This is a genomic window from Metabacillus mangrovi (genome assembly GCF_009711125.1).
In the GTDB taxonomy this organism is placed as follows: domain Bacteria; phylum Bacillota; class Bacilli; order Bacillales; family Bacillaceae; genus Metabacillus_B; species Metabacillus_B mangrovi.
The window spans coordinates 1-21,663 of record NZ_WMIB01000003.1 but is presented as its reverse complement, the minus strand read 5'-3'; the positions used below and the strand labels follow the sequence as shown (position 1 = coordinate 21,663).

Sequence of the window (21,663 nt, the reverse complement as noted above, 5' to 3'; positions counted from 1 at the left end):
GGCATTTCCCCCTGCCGATTAGTGGCTGATTATTTTATTAAGCCTGCGGGAAAGCCTGTGAAAAGTTCCGGTATCAGGGGAACGATGGGATTTGCTGAAAGCATAGTAGTCCGCTTTAGACACGTAGCTGAACAGACGGGAGACGGCATACAGAAAGCTGATAAGGCTTCCTGCGGTGAAGCCGACTCCATAATCGGCTTCCCCTGCCGGCAGCAGAAGAAGCGACGCTGAGGCAATTCCGAAAAAGAACAAGCCGGACGTCACACATGCTCCTTTTCGATCGTCAAAATAAAGCAGCAGGAGCATCATGACCATCGCCATCCCGTTGCAGAATGCTCCGATCACAGTCAGCCTGAACATTCCGAGCACTTGGTCATTCGCGACATAAAGAGGGGCAATCAATAATGCGAACAGCAAGATGGCAAGTGACACGATCCCCTGGCTGCGCACCAGCTTTTCGAGTTCCTGTTTCAGCACAATCAGCATCGTTTTCTTGGATTTTCTGATTTGCGATAATGTCCCGCCATCATTGATAAAGGAAAAGAAGGTCCGGTACCTCTCATAAAAACGCGTTTCGATGGAAACGACAAAGATTACATACGTAGGAAGAATCGTTAAATAGGCATAGAATAAAGCTGTATCGTAAGCTGGATGATAACGGAATGTTCCGAGAAGCCATTCTCCCCCGTCTGCCCAAATGATCCAATTGCTTACCCATAACCCGGCGTTGTAGAAGATTCCTGTCCAGGCTAAAAGCGGATACTTGTCAAAATAACATAGATAATCGAAAGGGGCTGCTGCAGGGCGCTTTGGAAAAGTGATCAGCATCGAATACACCAGCAGCAAAAAAGTGACAGCGATTCCGGCAATGAAGCAGCCCATCATCATAAAGGCAGGAGTGAATCCTCCCTCTTTGTAAGGAAACAAGGATAGCACTGTAAACAGGCTTGCAATCGCAAGAATGCCGCCGGCGAGAAAAGCTATCGCAATCGCCTGATAGTTTTTTGCTCCCGACAAGTAAAGGAGCATGATCCAGATCAGATTCAAAAGCAGAAACAGCACGAGCATGAGAAGCTTATAGCTCCACAACAGCGGTGATCCAATTGCAAAGACGAGCCACAGCAGAAAAGCAGCCGCTGCTGTCACACCGGAAACCCCCAAAAAAGACGGAAAGATTTTTTCTTCCTTTTTTTCATACAGGCAATCTGCAGTGTATCTCGTCACAACCAGCTGCTGAAAACCGAACAGTACTTGCGAAAACATAAAACAATATGAAACCGAAATCATAAAGAGCTGTTTGTTTTCCCCGTTCACCCCCGGCACCGCCTGCAGGAGCACCTGCAGCCCCAGCAGTGTCGCGATCACAATCAGCCACGGTCCTGCTGTCACGAAAAGGGAGTACAGGTAAGCCCTCATGCGGGATGAGTAATAATCTTCTTTAAACAGTTTCTGAAGCTGAAATCCGATGCCTGCCACCTGTACCACCTCTTTGAATATATAAACTTTTATAGTAACCGATCACATCTTCCAGCAAATAGTCATTCTTCACCCGGTTCAATCCATTTTGCCCCATGCGCTTAAGCAAATCAGGGTGATTCATCAACCATCTCAGCCGATCTGCAAGCTCGTCCGGCTGGATTGGAGGAATCACAAAACCGCATGATCCATAAGGGTCATCCTCACGCCCTTCAATCAGCTCACGGCAGCTTCCGACATCTGTAGCCACCCATGGTTTGCCTGCCGCCATCCCTTCCAAAATTGCAAGTGGCTGCCCTTCCGAAAGGCTGCTGAGTACGCAAACATCAAAGCCCATCAGATAATCGTTCACATTTACTTTCCCGGTAAATGTGAGGGTATCGTTCAACTCCAGACTCTCCGCCAGATCTTTACATTCCTTCGCATATTCCGGCATCTCTTCATCCGGCCCCAAAATCGACCAGTGAAAGACACAGCCCCACCTTTTCAGCTGATTGGCCGCATAGATCATTGTTTTAATATCTTTGATCGGAACAACACGGACAATCGAGCCAATGTGAAAAACAGGCTTGCTGACATTTACCTTCAGTGCCGGATTGATTTCAATTCCATTTGGAACGATAGCCGTCTTTTCCGGGGGTGCTCCAAGCTCCAATTGATAGCCCCGGTTTCGTTCAAACAACGTGATGATATCAGATGCCTGCTGATAGGCATGCTTTGAAAGATGATGAAAAAGCTGGATCCATCTTTTCTTATAAACGACCGGAATCCAGGCCGACTGCAAGATCTCCTCTTCCCTTTCGCGTGAATAGATGCCATGCTCGGTTAAGATAAAGGGAATATTCTGCGCAGCCGATATGCAAGTCCCGATCAGACCACCGTATCCTGTAGAAGCAGCATGAATCACATCCACCTCTGCATAGTCCTGCTGCAAAAGATGGATGACGGGAGTATACATGGACTTAAGCATCCACATGTAATCGAGAAACGACCCGTACAGCTCTTCAAACTCATAGCATTCCTGAACCAGCTCATAGAAGCACTCGCTTTCAAAAAAACTCTCAGCCGGTCCGATTTTTTCAGCATCCCCCAATAGCAGGAGCGCTTTCGGATCAAGTGTCTGAAAAGTAAACCATTCAAAGAGGAGAAGGCGCTCTTCCTCTGTTAAACGATATTTTGTTTTTTGATAGACTGGTTTTGATAGTAGCTCCACGTTCTGATGATGGATGGTGTTCTGCGTCAAGCTGTATTTTAAATCCTTCTCCCCTTTTTGCTCGGGGGTGATAGTATATAAGGAAAATTCAATGTCTTCCATCTTTGTAATCAGGGTATGAATCCAGCTGGATACCCCGCCGTTCACATACGGATAACTTCCTTCCGCGATGATTCCCACCTTCATTTAACCGCCTCTTTCCACTTTACCTCTGCGTTGGGCTTCTCGAGTGTCAGCAAATAGAGACCAGGCTGCTGCATCTTGATTTTGCCGAAAGAATAATCTCCCGTCTCAAGCATCCTCCCTTTTTCAACCCGCACATAAAACATGGAGGGAGACGGGACCTGATAGCCATGAATCTCCAGCTCATCCGCTTTATACCGGATCGTCCATTTTCCATCGTGAAAAGCCGTGATCCGTTTTTTTGCATCAATCTGTGTGTATCCTTTCATATAAGGATAATGACGGCTTAAAAACTCCTGCATCCTCCTATATTCCCGCTTCATCTCCATCCAGCCGCTGCTTCCGGACCGCTCCTCATCCAGTACATCATCCGGATGGATAAAATGGGAGAAAACCCCCATATTAGCAGCCGCATCCGCAAGCTGGAACTGATTTTCCCGGTTGAACGTGTAGCCGCTGTTCATCCGGGGGAAGTGGTATAGATGTTTAAACTCTTTATCGTACCCGAACTCCTGGATCAGACTTCCATTCGAGGGATCTCCGGTGTATAAGCTTGACAGCACTTCCAGGTCAGGCATGGTAGCGGCTAGAGCCTGAATACCGGTCCGGTTTAATAGATTAGAAGGCGGCACATAGGACCTGAATGATTCCTCCGGAAAAAGATCCTCCTGAACGGTTCTCAGCTCACGAAGAGATGTTTCCATTTCTTGTTGGGAATTCCAGTACCGGTAGCCAAAATCAGGCGAAATCGGTTCTTCCTTTATTACTAAGGATTCATGATTATAACCGTGAAGGGCAATCTCCCCATTTACAGAGAGCAGCTGTCTTCCATAAGAAAGAAGATCCTTTTCTGCCATTCTTTTTAACTCCCTTCCGGAAATTCCCGGCTTGTCCATATAGGTCCCAATCATGGCTCCGGTATAGGGGAAGCCGTGATTTTCACTGATTTTTTTCATATCGGGCCACCATACATTTTTCAAAAACTGTTCATATGACATGCCATATTCCTGTTGAATAGAATCTGCTTCCCTTTTAGCAACCGGCGCAGGGAAGTCGTCGATAAACATAATTTTTTCACCGGCAACACCTGAAGCAAACGCAGGAAAACCAAGCCCGATCGCCTGTACCACAATGCCCCTTGTGATCTTTTCCTGTAAGCCCGTCCCGTTCCAGTTCACAACACGGCCCTTCCCCCAGTCATGAGTCCAGAGCAGCGGAAGTCCTTCTGCAGTGATGTATGTTTCTGCCTTCGGGCTCAGTTCCGCATTCAGCATACTGTTTGCCATATAATCTGAGCCGTCATCAAGATCCGGATAGCCTTTAAAGAAGTCATCTGAAAAAGAAACGCCTCTCACATCATCATCGTAGCCGTTCTCGCTTTTTATTCCGAGCATACGGTTCCATTCTGAATCCGAAAAACGGTTGGCCGTAAAAAGCCTTCCGCCATTTTGCACGAATCTCTCAATTTCTTCCACGTTCCAGCGGGCTGTATCTTCGCCGGTCAAAATCAGCATGGTGTATGGATCTGCCTTCAGTTCCGCGGTCCCTTCAGGCTTCATCACCTTAAAAGGCACATTTGCGTTGGACAATGCTTTACTTATGTTATAAAAAGTACCTTCACTCAGTTTGTTTCCTTTTTCCGATTCCATCAGATAAATATTCATGTTCCCGGGACTTCCGGTCTCATCTGAACTCATTAAGACCGTCTTCCCGGGTGGCATGCTGCTTTTGCTCATCGGAAGGTTCGAGTAGAAATCCTCTTCGTTCATATACAAAACCCCCACTAGCAGGAAAAGTACAGCTGCAGCTGCGATACCTGCAAACTTTGGGATAGATCCTTTCATCGGCGGCTCCCTCCAAGATACTGAATAATCTCCTGCTGCTTATCCGGGAAAGTCTGAAAATCACGATGATCTCCAAGCTTTCCTGCCAGTTCAAAAACCGCCTTCCAGTGGCCATTTTTATAGGACACTTGAAGCCATCCCCATAAAACTTTTGAAGAATCCGGATTCTTATCGAACAGCCGGCTCAGAATCCTCTCCCCTTCCTCCCGGTTTTTCTCAAACAGGAAGAGCCCCAGCGATTCAGTATACACATGATTTTCCTTGTAAAGCGCCTCGGCCTCTCTCAATAGAGCTTCATACTCATACTCGGCCATCTCCCTGATACCCGATGAGATCAGCTCGCTAGACAAAAACTCTTCATAGGCAGCCATCAGCTGAATGTACACTTCCGGATGTTCAGGTGCTTTCTTTTTATTTAGATCGCGGATTCGTTCAGTCAGCCTGTCCTGCAAAACGTTCGTAATCGTCGCAGCATAGTGTACCGCTTCCTTATCCGGATGATTAAGCCCTTTTTTGATGAGGATTTCGTGATGATTGTTTTCTTCATTGGACATGTGAAGCAGCAGGTTTTTCATCACCCAGGCATTTTCCGTTGAATGACTGCCGGCATTCAATAGTCTTCGGTCTTCAGCGAGAGAAGCTCTTAGATTTTCAAAGTTATATACTTTATTAGTAATATAGCTGCTGTAGCCGCTCATGAACGCATCATCTGACCTGCTGCGAAACCTTCGGACCATCAGCCATCCGAACAAAAAGCCGATTACCGGCAAAAGGAGAGACAGCAAGGACCAAAGCACCAGCAGCCCTTGCTGGTCCTTTTTCAGCTTCTTCTTGTAAAAAATCCGCGAAAAGACTATCGATAAGACTGTACCGGCAATTCCGCCGATTGTAAGCACGGCTGTCATAATTGTAACCCTGCCTCTTTTTCTACGGCTCTCTGCAGCCGCTTCCTGACTGCTCCCTCATTTGACGGATCCACTCCCGGCAATAGTACATATAGAACGTTTCTTTCTTCATCCCACCCTGCAGAATCCAGTTCCCGCAACTGCTTTTTCATTAGTAAATCGATTTCACCTATAGACAGTCCCTTTGTCGAAATTTCGAATATAACGAACGGCTGGCCAATCTTTTCTGCCCTTTCCAGCTCTGCATTAAACCTCTTAAAGAAGGAGGCGATCCTGTAGATGCCGGTATCAAGGTACATGTCATGCTGATTTCTTTCTCTTTCATACCGGTAAGCAAAGCTCAGGCGGTTCCCCATCCATTTTAAACACCAGTCAAGCCATTGAATCTGCTGGGAAGTGCACGAAGAGAGGCTGATCCCATCTAACGCCAGGATGTACCGTTTCTCTCCGAATACGAATACCGGTGCAGCCGCCGCCGGAGAGAAATCATCATCTTCAGCGGAATGGAACTGCACCTTCTGAGATTCTGCCAGTACCCGCTTCAGCAAAGAAGGCATTTCATCAAACAAATAATTGGCCTTAAGCTTACCATGGCTATTCGTATTGATTTTGGAGCGCAGTGAATCTCCCTGGCTTGAAATAAGGTATAGGATAAGCTGGCGTGTTTTAAACCGCTGATTTACAATCCGGACCATCTCATTGAAAATAGGATCAGATTCTGTGAGGTTCAGTGCGGTAATCATGTCATACATTTCCGAATATTGATCCTCAGCTTCTAAAAAACGTTTTTTATACTGACCGTTTATGGCTAACGCCTCATCCAGAGTTTCTACCAAAAGGTTTTTTTCTTCCAAAATTTCTTCGTACCTATTCGTTATATCTGTATATCTTTCGGAGTATGCTTTCTTAGTAAGTCCAGAGGATAAGAGAAGGAAAAACAATAGGAAAATAACAAGAACCGAATTTAAATCCGTCAAAAATAAATACAGATCGCCGCCGTTCACCACTTCGTAAACAAAAAGGGAAATGACTGCAGATCCAAATGGAATCAAGCCATAAGCTGTCCCATATCTTAATGCGGTCAGGACAATTGCAGCAGACCAAAGGACCTCATCCAATACAGGAATCTCTTCAGCAAACCAAAAAACCAGAAGAATGCACCCGATTGATAGAAGGATAGACTCGATCATTTTCAGTATAGTATTTGTTTGCTTATAGATCATAAGAATCACTGCTTTCCCCAAAAAATGAGTTGAGTTTCAAAAAATAGGCTGATATGATTAGTTCAAACGGTGATGGGCAAACTTGCTGAAAAGCAAGGACGCAAAGACATGGGTCGTCAGACTTCCTTTTGGAAGTACCGATCGCCAGTCTGCGAAGCTACCATCCCCCGTAAAATTAACGGAGGGATTACAAATGAATACTGTAATCAGATTTTTTGCAATGGCTTTTTTTGTGTTTTTCAGTTTTACCTCAATGTTACCCGCTGCTACTGCCATTACGGCACCTTCTGCCGACGCTGTCCAACATGTACAGCAAACCCCTTCTGCCGGAGTTCTGTCAGACGTGAAAACCTATAAAATTTTCTACGATGCTCCGACACCTGCAATTCTGAACAAGATGAAGAACTATGATCTTGTTATAGTGGAACCTCTCCATTACACCAAAACCCAAATTGATACGATCAAAAAACACGGTACAAAGGTTTTCGGCTACATCAATTCAATGGAAGCTGACAATTGGAACACCGCTTTTATGCAAAAGCTTGCTCCTGAAGATTTCTATCACCAGGCTTCTCAAAAATACTACATTCAGCAATGGGATTCCTATTTGATGAACATGTCTTCCAGTCACTTCAGAGAATTGCTGCTTTCAGAAATTGACGACCAAGTATTCAGCAAAAATATGGACGGCATTTTCTTCGACACGGTTGGAAACATCGATGACTACTTCAGCAGCAACCCTGCAGAACTTAAAAAACAGCGGGACGGACTTTCCCTTCTCCTGCAAAATGTAAAAAGCACCTATCCCCATCTCGGAATCATTCAAAACTGGGGAATGGAAACCCTGAAAACAACAAGTGCCGAATATGTAGACGCCATTATGTGGGAAGACTTCACCCATAAGGTCGTTTCAAAAGACGAGTGGGCCCAAAATCAAATTAACGATTTAAACCTTCTTCAGCAGGAACAGGGATTAGAAGTACTGACTGTTTCCTTTGAGCAGCACTCACGAAGTGCCTGGTATGCGGAACAGCACGGCTTCCATCATTATAAAGCAATCAAAGATTTCAACAGATGGTAATTGTTTCTTGATCAGCACCGTCTTGATTTTCACCTTACATTATTTGTAGCATAGCAATACAAAGCTGACAACATTCGAATGTACTGCAGATTTTCCATTACAACAGGAACAGATTCTATGTGACCCATACTCACTGTTACCCGCTTCTCTGGACCTTAATCCCTTGCAATGCACACTATAGTAAAAAGTCCAATCCGCATAAGGATTGGACTTTTATTTTACTTTTCTATATGCTGGTGTTCCCTGTGATTATATAAATAAAGGCTCTGTTAAATTGTTGATAATTAAATATAAATTAAGGATCTTGATAAGGTTCTTGATTTTATTCATATTGAGGTAAATCCCCGTTTGTTCAATTGCTATTCTTTTTACTTAGTCTTTATCAATCTCTGTCATTTCTTGTTTTATCTCACCACCAAAAGACCATCCCTTCCGTTCAAGAAAATCAGTAAATTCATCTAAAAATTTATTGATATTAACAGAGTTCTTAAACCCACTATCTATAATGTTTCCCTCTATAAGTATTTGTGCTAGTTTCTTTTCATTTGGTCTTGCTTCCTGTTCCCAAATAGGTTTCCATAAAGGGTCTTTTTCATATTTCCCCATTACGACATTACCTACATATGTTTTTTCACTAGCTCCATATCTAATGAAATTTCTTTGAGCTTGCCTCAAACATACTCCGTTAGCACCACCCCAGTAATCGGGATTATCATTCATTACATTGTCATCTTCCCAATAACAATTTTTGCAAATATCAAATGTACCAGATGGCTCTTCATCAAGGGTCTTATATCCACAGCAAGGACAAGTGTATTTTCCCACTAATGGTTCACTCCTTATTATCTATTAACTTAATTTCCCCATTTCTTGTTTAGCTGCGTCGTTTTAGTTGAACTAGGTAATGGCTTCACTATAATCTTAACCTCTTATAAGTAGAGGTTAACAAGCAAATAACTATAACCATTTTACTTAACGTTTTTCGCCCATTTAAATTTTGTTTCCCTTTATCATTGTATAAGAATTAGATCTCGTCCATTTCCACGATACCAGAAATTTGGTCGAAACCCATTTGTTTTAATCCGGATAAAATCTTATGTCTCCAATAGAAAAGGGTGACATAGTGAACCTCAATCAATTCTGATGCCTTCCGTAAGTGTACCCTTCAATCATACACTAAATGAAATCCAGCCATTTATGAGGAAGGTGTGACCAACGTAAAGGGGTGTTCGTGACATCGGTAAAAGTTTTCCCGCAGTCTTTACAGCGATAACGCTGACGTTCCATTGTTTTCAATCCTACTTTGACGGAATATTTGCCGAAGCGGACAACATTATTTGAATGACAGTGAGTGCAAGTGTAGCAATCTTTATGTTTCTGCTCAGAAACCTCTTTAAAAATAGGCTCACTAGCAGCATAAGAGGCAAGTGATTTAGTAAAAAACTCTTTCAATCGAAGTTGGTCTGCGGTATTGAGTTTTTCAATCTCCTTAATAATGTCTGTCAATGCCATTTGAAACCACTCATTTTTGTTCTTAGATATCTCTATTACAGCAAGAGTTCGTTTTATTCAAATATCAACATAATCATTTAATAGAGCCTAAATAAAAAGAAAGTGGCTGATTCAGCCACTTTCTCTCCTTTTAGGGTACGGACTTGATCAGCCCTGCACCGTTTTTTTCGATATCCCCGTAATTAAGGCGGTTACCACAGCCCCAACAAGGATGGCAAGAATGTAAAGGAATGCGTTGCCCTCTAAGGCAAAGGTAACAAGGAACCCTCCATGAGGAGCATGCAGCTTGATTCCAAACAGCATCGCCAATGCCCCTGCAGAAGCAGCTCCGATAACAGATGCAGGGATTACTCTTCCTGGATCAGCTGCTGCAAATGGAATGGCGCCTTCCGTGATGAATGTCGCCCCCATCACATAGGCAGTCTTTCCTGCATCCCGTTCCTGACGGGTAAATTTATTTTTAAAGATGGTGGTTGCAATGGCCATCCCCAGCGGAGGCACCATTCCCCCGGCCATGATGGCTGCAATCGGAGCATAGTTGCCAGCATCGATCATCGCCAGTCCAAAGGTGTAGGCTGCTTTATTGATCGGTCCTCCCATATCCACTGCCATCATTCCGCCGAGGATCAGGCCGAGCAGGACGAGATTGCCCGTGCCCATTCCGGCAAGCCAGCCGTTGAGCGCGTCATTTAATGCTTTAACAGGAGGAACTATGAGCAGGGACATAATGACTCCAGTAAACAGGATCCCGAAGAACGGATAAAGGAGGACCGGTTTCGTTCCTTCAAGGGAAGCCGGAAGTCTGCTGAACCCTTTTTTAATGGCAAGTACGAGATAACCTGCCAGAAAGCCCGCAATCAAACCGCCAAGGAAGCCGGCCCCGCCGCTGTGCGCAATGAGTCCGCCGACGATACCGGGTGCTAAGCCCGGCCGGTCAGCTATGCTCATCGCAATAAATCCGGCAAGAATCGGAACAAGCATGGCCATTGCCTGTTGGGCGCCGATGCTGTTCAGCAGCGCTGCAAACTCGTTGTACGATTCATGATCGGGGTTGGCGGAGTGGATCCCGAATAAAAAGGAAACCGCGATGAGCAGCCCGCCGCCCACTACGAATGGCAGCATATTGGATACACCATTCATTAAATGCTTATAAAATCCGGTACGCTGTCCTTTTCCCTTTTCCTCACCTGTGCGGCCACTGCCTTTAAAAACAGGTGCATCCTTCTTTAACGCGCGTTCGATCAGCTCCTGCGGCTTTCGGATCGCCTGGGCGACCGGAACCTCAATCACATTTTTTCCGTTAAAGCGATCCATTTCAACCTGCTTATCAGCTGCGACAATAATCGCGGAAGCCTTTTCAATCTCTTCGTCGGTAAGATGATTTTTGATCCCGCTTGAACCGTTTGTCTCCACTTTTATATGCACATTCATTTCTTTCGCTTTCGCTTTCAGTGCATCTGCAGCCATGTATGTGTGGGCGATCCCAGTCGGACAGGCGGTTACCGCCAATACGAGCTGTTCGCTGCTGTCTGCAGAGACAGCCTCTTCTTCCCCGGACTCTGCATCTTCCTTCTCATTGATTGCTTGAAGAACCTCTTCTTCAGATTTTGCATTCTCCAGCATCTTCCTGAATTCAGGATCCATCAGAAAGCTAGAAAGAGAAGAAAGGGTCTCGAGGTGCGTATTGTCTGCCCCTTCTCCGGCTGCAATCATAAAGAATAAATGGCTGGGCTGGCCATCCAGAGCCTCGTAATCGATGCCGGCCTCAGATCGTCCGAATGCAATTGCCGGACTTTTTACTGCCTTCGTTTTGGCATGAGGAATCGCGATCCCTTCCCCGATTCCTGTTGTGCTCTGTGCTTCGCGCGCCAAGATTGCCTCTTTATACTGCTTCCGGTCTGACAGCTTGCCTGCTTCATCCAGCTTGCTGATTAGCTCTTCGATGACTGCTTCCTTTGAATCGGCCGCTAAATGCAGCCGGATTGTCTCTCTTGTCAATAAATCCGTGATTCTCATAGAGTTGCCTCCTCATCCAATTTTCTCTATTTTTATGTCCCCGCGCAGTTTTTCTGCCTCTGCTTTTGTGCAAAGATCTTCTGAAAATGCGGTTGCGCTGCCCGCTGAAACTCCGGTTCTAAGCGCCTCCTCAAAAGACAGCCCCTTCGTATAAGCCGAAATAAAGCCGGCAACTACCGAATCACCGGCACCTACGGAGTTCTTTACCTCACCGCTCGGCACTGAAGCTTTGAGCACGATATCCTTATTAACAAGGACCGCTCCCTCCCCCGCCAGGGAAACAATCACATTCTGCACTCCCCGGTCCAGAAGTTTCTTCGCAGAATAAACAGCCTCATTGACAGATGATACTTTCGTTTTCAGCAATTCTCCGATTTCATGATGGTTCGGCTTGATCAGGAACGGCTCATATTGAAACGTCTCTTCAAGTGCCCGGCCCGTTGTATCGATGACCGTTTCCGCGCCAGCAGATCTGCAGATACCGGCCAGCCTGCTGTAAAAGTGAGCCGGCAGCGAAGAAGGAATGCTTCCAGCCAGAACAAGCAGATCCCCTTTCTCAAGCTGCCGCACCTTATCAATCAGCTGTTCCTGCTGCTCTGCAGGAATCTCCGGGCCAGCTCCGTTTATTTCCGTTTCAATTCCTGTTTTTAATTTCACATTGATTCTCGTATCATCCGATACCTCTGTAAAATCAGCTGTTATGTTTTCCTTCTGCAGGAAATTCTGAATATACTCTCCAGTAAAACCGCCCGCGAACCCGATCGCTGTGCTTTCTGTATCAAAGCGCTTCAGCACTCTTGATACATTGATCCCTTTGCCTCCCGGAAAAAACTGTGTCCGGCCGGCCCGGTTTAAAGCTCCCAGTTTAAAATCATCAACTTGAATCAGGTAATCGATTGACGGATTCAATGTGCAAGTGTAAATCATGAGGCGTCCACAACCTTTACTTCTGTTTTGTCTGCATAATCTTTCATCTGTTCTTCCTCCAGCGCATTCGTCAGAATGACCGCATCGTGCAGGTCCGCAATTCTGGCAAATGCGGACTGATCAAACTTGCTTCGATCCGCTAAAATGTAAGCGCTGTTAGAAAGGCGGATAGCAGCGGCCTTTACAGCGGCTTCTTCCGGATCGGGTGTAGTAAAGCCAGACTCAGGATGGATGCCGTTAACCCCAATAAAACATTTATCAAACCGGTATTCATTCAATTCAGATAAGGCCCGCGATCCAATTAACGCCCGTGTTGACTGTTTCATGAAACCGCCTATTATATAGGAAGGAATCCGGCTCGCAGCCAGCTCATCAAGATGCGTAAGCCCGTTCGTAACAACAATGATTTCTTTCCCTTTCAAAAATCGGATCATCTGAAGCGCCGTTGTGCCCGCATCAATAAAAATCCGGTCCCCATCTTTCACAAGTCCCGCCGCATACGCACCGATCGCCCTCTTCTCTTCAAGATTCGTATCAGCCTTCTGGGCAATATTCGGCTCAAGACCTTTCTGAAACAGCACTTCCGCACCGCCATGAACTCTCTTCAGCTTCTTTTCAGAATGAAGCTGGCTCAAATCCCGGCGGATCGTAGACTCAGATGAACCAGTCATCTCAACAAGCTCCTGAATCGTAGCTACACCATTCTCTTCTATTAAAGAAAGAATTTTACCGTGCCGCTCCGGTGTCAGCATGACTCCACCTCCAACAGCATCTATTTATAAACCCATTGTAACGAAAGCCCTTTCAAAAATCAATCATTTTCATTCAAAAACAGTCACGAATGATCTTTTTTGTTGGGTAATCAATCATATTCAATCACGAAGGGTCGTGAATGGATGTTTAGTGGTTTGCCTCGTAGGGATTTTGATGTGTTGCAGGCATTCTTGCCGGGCATTCCCCTCTTCCTTAGCATTCTTGCCAGGCATTGCCGTTTTCTCAGTTGCGAATTGGCAGCATGCTGTGAAAATAACTGCCCTGGAGACCGGTTCCAAACGCTTCGGTCTCAGATGCCGCTATTTTACCGAAATTCATCTTTTTTTAGGCCATTCTGTCTCAGGGCACACTATTTCCCGCAAAACCGCTGATTTTTGCCTTCCCTTCCTTAAATAGATGCCGCTGAGACCGATAACGTCAAAATTTCCGCATTCCCATAAAAATAACGGCCCTGGAGACCGGTATCAAGCGCTTCGGTCTCAGATGCCGTTATTTTGCCGAAATCCATCATTTTTCAGGCCGATCGGTCTCAGGAGACACTATTTCCCGCAAAACCGCTGATTTTTGCCTTCCCTTCCTTAAATAGCTGCCGCTGAGACCGTTAACCGCAAAATTTCCGCATTCCCATAAAAATAGCGGCCCTGGAGACCAGTTTCAAGCGCTTCGGTCTCAGATGCCGTTATTTTGCCGTAATAGAAGAATTCAATGCCCGCCAAAGATGGAATTGGCAGACGGCCAGTCTCCACCCATAAAAAACGGCCCTGAACACCGCGAGCTAAAATGCCTGCGGTCCACAGAGCCGTTCACTAATACTTTATTAATCTTCCATTGTCGATAGGTCTCCTGCCGGCAGGTCGAGCTCCCATGCCTTTAGTACCCGGCGCATGATTTTTCCGCTTCTTGTTTTCGGAAGCTTGTCTTTGAATTCAATTTCTCTTGGGGCCGCGTGGGCAGCGAGTCCTTTTTTGACAAATGTACGGATTTCTTCGCTCAGTTCATCGGATGGTTCATAGCCTTCGCGGAGGGCGATAAATGCTTTGATGATCTCTCCGCGGACAGGGTCCGGCTTTCCGATCACGCCTGCTTCTGCAATCGCCGGATGTTCGACGAGCTTGCTTTCTACTTCAAATGGGCCGACCCGTTCGCCGGATGTCATGATGACGTCATCGATTCTTCCTTGGAACCAGAAGTATCCGTCTTCATCCATGTAGGCGGAGTCTCCGGAAACGTACCAGTCTCCAGGCATGAAATAGGATTCATATTTCTCTTTGTTGTTCCAGATTGTATGCATCATGGATGGCCATCCTTTTTTTATCGCCAGATTGCCCATCTGGTAGGCCGGGAGTTCGTTGCCCTGGTCATCCACAATAGCTGCCTTCACTCCCGGAACCGGCTTGCCCATGGAGCCCGGTTTGATCTCCATTCCCGGATAGTTGCAGATTGTCTGTGCACCTGTTTCCGTCATCCACCATGTATCGTGGATTCGGTGGTTAAATACCTTTACTCCCCATCGGATCACTTCAGGGTTCAACGGCTCCCCGACACTCAATATATGGCGGAGGCTGCTCAGGTTAAAATCCTTAATGATTTCATCGCCCGCCCCCATCAGCATCCTGAAGGCAGTCGGTGCACTGTACCATACGGTTACACCGAAATCTTCGATTGTCTTGTACCATGCTTCCGGTTTAAAGCGCCCGCCAACAATGACATTGGCCGCTCCGTGCAGCCAAGGCCCGAAGATGCCGTATACGGTTCCGGTTACCCACCCCGGATCTGCCGTACACCAGTACACGTCATCCTCCTTTAGATCGAGCACCCATTCCGCAGTTTTGTAATGCTGGATCATTGCCCTCTGTACATGCAATACACCTTTCGGCTTTCCAGTGGAACCGGATGTATAGTGGAGGAGCATGCCATCTTCCTGATCGAGCCATTCTGTTTCAAACTCTTTGCTGGCAGCAGCCATTTCCTTATGAAAATGGATGTAGCCTTCTCTTTCTTCTTCATCACCGACAAGAATAATATGTTTCAGATCGGGAAGTTCATCGTGCGGAACGCGGTCGAGCAGTTCAGGTGTTGTCACGATTACCTTCGCGCTGCTGTCAGCAAGACGGTCCTTAACGGCACCTTCCATAAAAGCTTCAAACAGCGGGCCTACGATTGCCCCTGCCTTAATTGCTCCCAAAACAATAAAATAAAGCTCAGGTGTTCTTGGCATGAATACGAACACCCTGTCACCTTTTTCCACATTGGCAGCCTGGCGCAAGACGTTACCTGCCTGTCCGGACAAATCCTTCATTTCTTTAAACGTATATTTTTCGTTTCGGGAAGGGTCTCGATAATAAAGCGCGACTTTATTCTTCCGATGGGTTTCCGCGTGTCGGTCAATTGCTTCGTAAGCAGCATTCATTTTCCCTGTTTGATGCCAGGAGAAATGCTTCTCTGCATTTTTCCAGTCAAAATTTTGATAGGCTTCATCATAGTCTGCTAGATTATGGTTCCCCTTCGACGCTGGCAGCGCTTCCAATTTCATCCCTGAATCCCCCTCTTTTCTTCATTCACACCCATTATAGTATACCAATGTATTTTTCTCAATTTTTAAACAATAAGATTGTGAAAACGCTTCATTATTAGTAGTATAAAAGAAGGAAGTTTGATCTGCCTGAATACCCTATAGCAAAACAGGAATCATCCTTTGTTTTTTAGATTATCCGGGAGTCCCGGAAGTTTCTCGGCAGAAGAATCTGCAATAGTGAATCATTTCAAGGCGGGTGACCGAATGGAACATACTAAAACCTATAATGCAACGGAATTAAAAACACCGAATGGCCCCCTGATTATCGAAGGGCCAATCGGGTCAGAGAAGCTTGCATCCTATGAGTTTCACAGGGATCTGACCGCATTCAGGCCGCCGGGCCAGCAGCATCAGGCATTGATCGAGATAGCAGCACTGCCTGAGGGCAGGATTCTCATCGCCCGCCATAAACATACCATTGTCGGGTACGTCACCTATCTTTATCCGGATCCGCTTGAAAGGTGGTCTGAGGGGAAGATGGAGAACTTGATCGAGCTTGGCGCGATTGAAGTCGTTCCTGATTTCCGGGGGTGTGCTGCCGGAAAAAATCTCCTGAGAGTATCCATGATGGATGACAAAATGGAAGATTATATTATTATAACGACTGAATATTACTGGCACTGGGATTTAAAAGGCACGGGCTTGAACGTATGGGAATATCGTAAAGTGATGGAAAAAATGATGAATGCCGGCGGACTTGAATGGTTTGCGACGGATGAACCTGAAATAAGCTCCCATCCTGCCAACTGTCTGATGGCGAGAATCGGCAAAAGGGTGGACCCGGATTCCATTCAGCAATTCGATCAGCTGCGTTTTAAGAACCGTTTTATGTATTAAGGATGGAAGGCGAAGGCATTAAAAGGGGATGGATTTGAATGATTGTCGATCAAATCATGAAAAAAGAGGTTATTACGCTGAGCCCCAGTGATACGCTGGCTAAGGCAATGGAAGTGATGAAAGAACGGCGCATCCGCCATATCCCGATTATCAGCGGGGACGGAATTCTTACCGGCATTGTTTCCGACCGGGATATTAAGGAAGCAAGCCCTTCTGTCTTTCAGATTACCGAAAAAATGGACGAGTTGGAGCAGCCGCTCTCCCAGATAATGAAAACGGACGTCATTACCGGCCATCCGCTTGATTTTGTAGAAGAGATCTCTTCTATTTTTTACGAGCGCCGGATCGGCTGCATGCCGATTGTTAAAGCAGGAAAGCTTGCCGGAATTATTACCGAATCCGACTTGCTTCACACGTTTGTCCAGCTTACCGGAGCCAACCAGCCGGGGTCACAAATTGAAGTGAAAGTGCCAAATAAGGCAGGAATGCTTGCAGAAGTTTCAGGAGTCTTTCAAAAGCGCAGCATCAACATTGCCAGCGTGCTCGTGTATCCTGATCGCGATGACCAGTTTAAGATCCTCGTGTTCCGCGTGCAGACCATGAATCCGACCGGCATCATTTCAGATTTGGAGGCGGCCGGTTATCAGGTACTGTGGCCGAATATGCCGGGGATATTTCTATGAAAGATTCCGTATTTGTTTTTTCGGAGGAATTCAGGAAATACCAGTTCAATCAGCATCATCCTTTTAACCAGCTTCGCGTCGAGCTCGCTCTGGATCTGCTGAAAAAAATGGACAGGATCTCAGATCAGGATATCATTCCGGCCAGAAAAGCTTCCGTGGATGAACTGGCCCTTGTCCATGATGCAAAATACATTGATGCTGTGCAAAGAGCCAGTAACGGCAAACTGGGTGCCGAGGAAGCGGAGAATTACGGAATCGGCACAGAGGATACACCGATTTTTGAAGGGATGCATGATGCAAGTGCCTTTCTTGTCGGAGGCACTCTTGAGGCGGTTGATGCGGTCATGACCGGTAAAGCCAGGCATGCCCTGAATCTTGGCGGAGGGCTGCATCATGGGTTCCGCGGCAAAGCATCCGGATTTTGTGTGTACAACGACAGCTCGGTCGCCATTAAATATATGCAGGAAAAGCATCATGCCAGAGTCCTCTATGTGGATACCGATGCCCACCACGGGGACGGCGTACAGTGGACCTTCTATGATGATCCATCTGTCTGTACGCTCTCCCTTCATGAAACCGGCCGCTATTTATTTCCGGGCACGGGGAACGTAACAGAAAGAGGGCATGGGGCGGGATACGGGTATTCCTTCAATATTCCTCTTGATGCCTTCACAGAAGATGAGTCCTGGCTTGATGCTTATAGAGAATCCTTTACGGAAGTGGTCCGCTTTTTTAAACCGGACATTATTTTTTCACAAAACGGTGCCGATGCCCATTACCTGGATCCACTGACGCACCTCTCCTCCACAATGGAAATCTATAAAGAGATTCCGAAGCTTGCCCATGAACTGGCCCATGAATACTGCGGCGGCAGATGGGTGGCGGTAGGCGGAGGCGGTTATGATATTTGGAGAGTGGTGCCGAGAGCCTGGGCGATGATCTGGCTGCAGATGCAGAATGAAACCCCTTCTGGTCCGCTTCCGGAAGAGTGGCTGCAGGCCTGGAAGGATCAGGCACCTGTTCCGCTTCCGCTCAATTGGGAAGATCCGAAACCGCTTTACAAGCCGATTCCGCGAAAACCGGAAATCGAAGAAAAAAACGCCCACACGGTTTTTAAAGCACTGCAGATGATCCGGCAGGACCAGCCGGCAAAACGGGCGAAAGGGTAACACTGCACAGCACCGGCGGAAGTCCTGATCGCGATGCAGTTCATGTTCTGCGGTCACTATTTGCTGGACGGCCGCGCTGTTACATTTGTCGATTGCGGTCATTATTTTGTCGATTGCACTCTCTATCTTGTCGATTGCGTTCATTAGTTTGTCGATTGCAATCACTATTTTGTCGATTGCGTTCATTAATTCATTTCACTGTATTTAAATCGGTCTGCTGCAATCCAGCAATAAAAAAAACGGGTGCCTGAATGAACCAGGTGCCCGTTTTTGAATGGTTTATTTAGTTGACTGTCTTACCTCAATGCGGTGAGGCAGTTCTACAGCTTTTTCTTCTACGTTTTCTTTGTTCATGAGTTTTGTCAGGAGTCTCATCGCGACCGCTCCAATGTCATAGGTCGGCTGAACAACAGTTGTCAGCTGGGGTCTGACCATGGTAGCGAGTCTTGTGTTATCAAACCCGACTACTTCAATATCAGATGGAATGCTGAAACCGCGGTCCTGCGCGGCGTGGATGACGCCGAGTGCCATTTCATCGGTGCCTGCAAAAATGGCACTCGGTTTTTCCTGCAGCTCAGACAGTTTTTCGAATCCTTCGATTCCGGAATCATACGTATAGTCGCCTTCTGTTACGAGCGCTTCCTCGTATGTGAGTCCCGCCTCTTCAAGAGCACGCTTATAGCCTTCCAGTTTTACGCGGTTGATCGGCTCTTCGAGGAGACCTGACACATACCCGATCCGCTTATGGCCTTTGTCTGCTAAAAGCTTGACCGCATCGTAGGCTCCCTGTTCAAAATTAATGTTTACGGAATGGGTTTCATTTTCCGGATCAATGGAGCCTGCGAGAACAATCGGAACCGGCGAACGTTTGAATTCTTCTGTATGTGCACCTGTAACATTTCCGCTCATGAAGAGAATCCCGTCTACCTGTTTGCCTAGCATGGTATTGAGAAGGTGGAGCTCTTTCTCCTGGTTTTGATCGGAGTTGCTCAAAATGATGTTGTATTTGTACATAGTAGCAATGTCTTCGATCCCGCGAGCGAGTTCAGCGTAGAACGTGCTGGAGATATCGGGGATGATTACCCCAACTGTAGTCGTTTTTTTGCTTGCCAGTCCGCGCGCTACTGCATTCGGACGGTAGCCCAGCCTCTCGATGGATTCAAGGACCTTTTTCCTGGTGGTCGGTTTTACATTCGGGTTTCCGTTTACAACACGGGAGACGGTTGCCATGGATACATTGGCTTCCCTCGCCACATCATATATAGTGATATTGCTCATTTGTATACACTCCTTTAACTTGCCTGCATGTCCTGTTATTTGTAGTATGAGCAACTAAGCCTATTGTTAGTAGCATTGTTCTGCATCTACATTCATGTACCTTATCATACGATACAATGAAAGCGTAAGCAACGAATTTACAACGTTTTAACACGGTTTTTAGGAATTGCATCAAAGGAAGCGGTTACAGGCTGAGCAAAAAGAAATACCGGCACAAGGCCGGTATCCAAGTTACGCTTTCTGCTTCACCAACGGGCGAAGTTCATTGATCCAGTGATCGAATTCTTCGATGTTCATCTGCTGTGCAGAATCGGATAATGCGACGGCCGGGTCCGGATGCACCTCCGCCATCACTCCGTCTGCTCCGACAGCAAGTGCAGCTTTAGCCGTTGGAAGAAGCAGATCTTTTCTGCCTGTTGAATGGGTTACGTCTACAAATACAGGGAGGTGTGTTTCCTGCTTAAGGATCGGAACAGCTGAAATATCCAGTGTATTCCGGGTCGCTTTTTCATATGTGCGGATACCACGTTCGCACAGGATGATCTGGTCATTCCCCTGGGAAATGATGTACTCTGCAGCATTCATGAATTCCTGCAGGGTAGCGGCAAGTCCTCTTTTCAGAAGGACCGGCTTGCGTACAGCACCTGCTGCTTTTAAAAGCTCGAAGTTCTGCATGTTGCGGGCACCAATCTGGATGACATCTACATAGTCGAGAGCGGTCTCGATATCAGCAGGATTAACGATTTCGCTGATAACAGCCAAGCCGTATTCATCTGCTACCTTCTTCAATATTTTCAGGCCTTCCAAACCGAGACCCTGGAAATCATACGGGCTTGTTCTAGGCTTGAACGCACCGCCTCGCAGCAATTTAATGCCCTGCTTTTTGGCAGCTTCTGCTACTGCTGCAACCTGCTCGTAGCTTTCAACGGCACATGGTCCGACAATGAAGGACTGTCCGCCGTCTCCGATCGGCTGACCGTTTACTGTTACGACTGTGTCTTCTGCTTTTTTCTTTCTGGAAACAAGAAGCGCTTTGCTGTGGTCATCTTCCTGCAGCTCAAGGCTCGCTTTGAAAATTTCCTTGAAGATATGCTGGATGGTCGATTGTTCAAAAGGCCCGTCATTGGACTCCAGGATCTGATTCAGCATTTTCCGTTCACGCACCGGGTCATAGCGGTAAACTCCCTGTGCCTCTTTTGCTTTTCCGATTTCCTGAACAACTCTTCCCCGTTCATTAATCAGTTTAAGAATCTGAAGGTTTATCTCATCTGCTCTCTCTCGAAGTGCTTCCAATTCTGCGTGACTCATTCCAATCATCCTTTCAGCTATAGCTTAACGCATTTGATTAGACGCTTTGTCCATCACCTGCGTTAGTAATTAGTGTTTATTATAAACAACTTCCCCCATGATGTCACGAGAAAATTCTTTAACATTTAAACGCTTTTAAGCGATAAAGCATTTTATGCCTGTTTAATAGGATTGTGCGTGTCTTTAGAAGCTCTTTTTATGTTGTTGGAGAATCAGTTTGAGGCTCTACTTTGTTTTTTTAAACCTCTATACCTGGCTGTTGATTTCCGCTGCAGGCGTTCGCTTTCCGCGGGGCGGGCGGTGAGCCTCCTCGTCGCTTTGCGACTGCGGGGTCTCACCTGTCCCGCTGCTCCCGCAGGAGTCTCTCTCCTTCCACTCCAATCAACAGGTGTGGGAAAACAGCTTGATGCTTTAACTTAGTCTTTTTAAAAGCTCTTTTAACTTTGAGCTGTTGATTTCCCCTGCAGGCGTTCGCTCATCCAGGGGCGGGCGGTGAGCCTCTTCGTCGCTTTGCGACTGCGGGGACTCACCTGTCCCGCTGCTCCCGCAGGAGTCTCTCTCCTTCCACTCCAATCAACAGGTGTGGGAAAACAGCTTGATGCTTTAACTTAGTCTTTTTAAAAGCTCTTTTAACTTTGAGCTGTTGATTTCCCCTGCAG

General features: G+C 46.5%; 15 protein-coding genes, 2 pseudogenes and 1 riboswitch. Of the genes and pseudogenes, 4 read left to right on the top strand and 13 right to left on the bottom strand.

Translation table 11 applies throughout. The features are described from left to right. Positions 1–18: 18 nt before the first annotated feature. Genes pelG through GKZ89_RS05260 form a run of 5 tightly spaced genes read right to left on the bottom strand, consistent with a single transcriptional unit; the run spans position 19 to position 6,844 of the window. On the bottom strand, positions 19–1,476 hold the full coding sequence (pelG, locus tag GKZ89_RS05280) for an exopolysaccharide Pel transporter PelG (protein ID WP_155111359.1): 1,458 nt from the start codon (positions 1,474–1,476) through the stop codon (positions 19–21). Then, positions 1,439–2,875 carry a GT4 family glycosyltransferase PelF gene (pelF, locus tag GKZ89_RS05275; protein ID WP_155111358.1) on the bottom strand — a complete coding sequence of 479 codons (1,437 nt, stop codon included), beginning with the start codon at positions 2,873–2,875 and terminating at the stop codon, positions 1,439–1,441. The genes pelG and pelF overlap by 38 nt, the downstream gene beginning before the upstream one ends. Next, positions 2,872–4,716 carry a DUF2194 domain-containing protein gene (locus tag GKZ89_RS05270; RefSeq protein WP_155111357.1) on the bottom strand — a complete coding sequence of 615 codons (1,845 nt, stop codon included), beginning with the start codon at positions 4,714–4,716 and terminating at the stop codon, positions 2,872–2,874. Before GKZ89_RS05270 ends, pelF begins: the two co-directional genes overlap by 4 nt. Then, entirely contained in the window at positions 4,713–5,621 is a 909-nt protein-coding gene (locus tag GKZ89_RS05265) for a tetratricopeptide repeat protein (protein ID WP_155111356.1), read from the bottom strand. The genes GKZ89_RS05270 and GKZ89_RS05265 overlap by 4 nt, the downstream gene beginning before the upstream one ends. Beyond that, complete coding sequence (locus GKZ89_RS05260; protein WP_155111355.1) at positions 5,618–6,844, bottom strand: hypothetical protein; 1,227 nt, start codon at positions 6,842–6,844, stop codon at positions 5,618–5,620. The genes GKZ89_RS05265 and GKZ89_RS05260 overlap by 4 nt, the downstream gene beginning before the upstream one ends. A 65-nt stretch (positions 6,845–6,909) precedes the next feature. Next, positions 6,910–7,001, top strand: a riboswitch (cyclic di-GMP riboswitch). 36 nt (positions 7,002–7,037) lie between these two features. Here GKZ89_RS05260 and GKZ89_RS05255 point away from each other — a divergent pair. Further along, entirely contained in the window at positions 7,038–7,925 is an 888-nt protein-coding gene (locus GKZ89_RS05255) for a glycoside hydrolase family 191 protein (RefSeq protein ID WP_155111354.1), read from the top strand. A 567-nt stretch (positions 7,926–8,492) separates the two neighbouring features. On the opposite strand, the pseudogene GKZ89_RS21165 reads toward GKZ89_RS05255, so the two are convergent. From GKZ89_RS21165 to acsA, 6 genes and pseudogenes are all read right to left on the bottom strand, one after another. Then, positions 8,493–8,750, bottom strand: a pseudogene (locus tag GKZ89_RS21165) (CPCC family cysteine-rich protein); the annotation flags it as partial. 202 nt (positions 8,751–8,952) lie between these two features. Further along, positions 8,953–9,437, bottom strand: a pseudogene (locus GKZ89_RS05245) (transposase); the annotation flags it as partial. A 147-nt stretch (positions 9,438–9,584) separates the two neighbouring features. After that, positions 9,585–11,453: a PTS fructose transporter subunit IIABC gene (locus GKZ89_RS05240; RefSeq protein WP_155111353.1), complete on the bottom strand. Its 1,869-nt coding sequence runs from the start codon at positions 11,451–11,453 to the stop codon at positions 9,585–9,587. A 12-nt stretch (positions 11,454–11,465) separates the two neighbouring features. Further along, a complete protein-coding gene (gene pfkB / locus GKZ89_RS05235) occupies positions 11,466–12,380 on the bottom strand; it encodes a 1-phosphofructokinase (RefSeq protein ID WP_155111352.1) in 915 nt (304 codons plus the stop codon). Continuing rightward, complete coding sequence (locus tag GKZ89_RS05230) at positions 12,377–13,132, bottom strand: DeoR/GlpR family DNA-binding transcription regulator (RefSeq protein ID WP_155111351.1); 756 nt, start codon at positions 13,130–13,132, stop codon at positions 12,377–12,379. The genes pfkB and GKZ89_RS05230 overlap by 4 nt, the downstream gene beginning before the upstream one ends. An 839-nt stretch (positions 13,133–13,971) precedes the next feature. Continuing rightward, positions 13,972–15,687, bottom strand: coding sequence for an acetate--CoA ligase (gene acsA, locus GKZ89_RS05225; protein WP_155111350.1), 1,716 nt, complete (start codon positions 15,685–15,687; stop codon positions 13,972–13,974). A 246-nt stretch (positions 15,688–15,933) separates the two neighbouring features. Between acsA and GKZ89_RS05220 the strand changes: the two genes are divergently transcribed. The 3 genes from GKZ89_RS05220 to GKZ89_RS05210 are packed head-to-tail and all read left to right on the top strand — an operon-like array spanning position 15,934 to position 18,418. Next, entirely contained in the window at positions 15,934–16,566 is a 633-nt protein-coding gene (locus tag GKZ89_RS05220) for a GNAT family N-acetyltransferase (protein WP_155111349.1), read from the top strand. Positions 16,567–16,604: 38 nt separating this feature from the next. Continuing rightward, positions 16,605–17,249: an acetoin utilization AcuB family protein gene (locus GKZ89_RS05215; RefSeq protein ID WP_155111348.1), complete on the top strand. Its 645-nt coding sequence runs from the start codon at positions 16,605–16,607 to the stop codon at positions 17,247–17,249. Beyond that, on the top strand, positions 17,246–18,418 hold the full coding sequence (locus tag GKZ89_RS05210) for an acetoin utilization protein AcuC (RefSeq protein WP_155111347.1): 1,173 nt from the start codon (positions 17,246–17,248) through the stop codon (positions 18,416–18,418). Before GKZ89_RS05215 ends, GKZ89_RS05210 begins: the two co-directional genes overlap by 4 nt. A gap of 279 nt (positions 18,419–18,697) precedes the next feature. Here the strand turns inward: GKZ89_RS05210 and ccpA are convergent, their stop codons facing one another. Continuing rightward, on the bottom strand, positions 18,698–19,696 hold the full coding sequence (gene ccpA / locus GKZ89_RS05205) for a catabolite control protein A (RefSeq protein WP_155111346.1): 999 nt from the start codon (positions 19,694–19,696) through the stop codon (positions 18,698–18,700). 231 nt (positions 19,697–19,927) lie between these two features. After that, complete coding sequence (locus GKZ89_RS05200; protein ID WP_155111345.1) at positions 19,928–21,004, bottom strand: bifunctional 3-deoxy-7-phosphoheptulonate synthase/chorismate mutase; 1,077 nt, start codon at positions 21,002–21,004, stop codon at positions 19,928–19,930. Between the last annotated feature and the right edge of the window lie 659 nt (positions 21,005–21,663).

Coding starts and splice junctions, on each gene's coding strand:
- GKZ89_RS05200 (WP_155111345.1), bottom strand. CDS start 21,004: ATGAGTCACGCAGAATTGGAAGCACTTCGAGAGAGAGCAGATGAGATA.
- GKZ89_RS05255 (WP_155111354.1), top strand. CDS start 7,038: ATGAATACTGTAATCAGATTTTTTGCAATGGCTTTTTTTGTGTTTTTC.
- GKZ89_RS05230 (WP_155111351.1), bottom strand. CDS start 13,132: ATGCTGACACCGGAGCGGCACGGTAAAATTCTTTCTTTAATAGAAGAG.
- ccpA (WP_155111346.1), bottom strand. CDS start 19,696: ATGAGCAATATCACTATATATGATGTGGCGAGGGAAGCCAATGTATCC.
- GKZ89_RS05260 (WP_155111355.1), bottom strand. CDS start 6,844: ATGATCTATAAGCAAACAAATACTATACTGAAAATGATCGAGTCTATC.
- GKZ89_RS05220 (WP_155111349.1), top strand. CDS start 15,934: ATGGAACATACTAAAACCTATAATGCAACGGAATTAAAAACACCGAAT.
- GKZ89_RS05210 (WP_155111347.1), top strand. CDS start 17,246: ATGAAAGATTCCGTATTTGTTTTTTCGGAGGAATTCAGGAAATACCAG.
- GKZ89_RS05270 (WP_155111357.1), bottom strand. CDS start 4,716: ATGAAAGGATCTATCCCAAAGTTTGCAGGTATCGCAGCTGCAGCTGTA.
- pfkB (WP_155111352.1), bottom strand. CDS start 12,380: ATGATTTACACTTGCACATTGAATCCGTCAATCGATTACCTGATTCAA.
- GKZ89_RS05265 (WP_155111356.1), bottom strand. CDS start 5,621: ATGACAGCCGTGCTTACAATCGGCGGAATTGCCGGTACAGTCTTATCG.
- pelF (WP_155111358.1), bottom strand. CDS start 2,875: ATGAAGGTGGGAATCATCGCGGAAGGAAGTTATCCGTATGTGAACGGC.
- GKZ89_RS05240 (WP_155111353.1), bottom strand. CDS start 11,453: ATGAGAATCACGGATTTATTGACAAGAGAGACAATCCGGCTGCATTTA.
- acsA (WP_155111350.1), bottom strand. CDS start 15,687: ATGAAATTGGAAGCGCTGCCAGCGTCGAAGGGGAACCATAATCTAGCA.
- GKZ89_RS05215 (WP_155111348.1), top strand. CDS start 16,605: ATGATTGTCGATCAAATCATGAAAAAAGAGGTTATTACGCTGAGCCCC.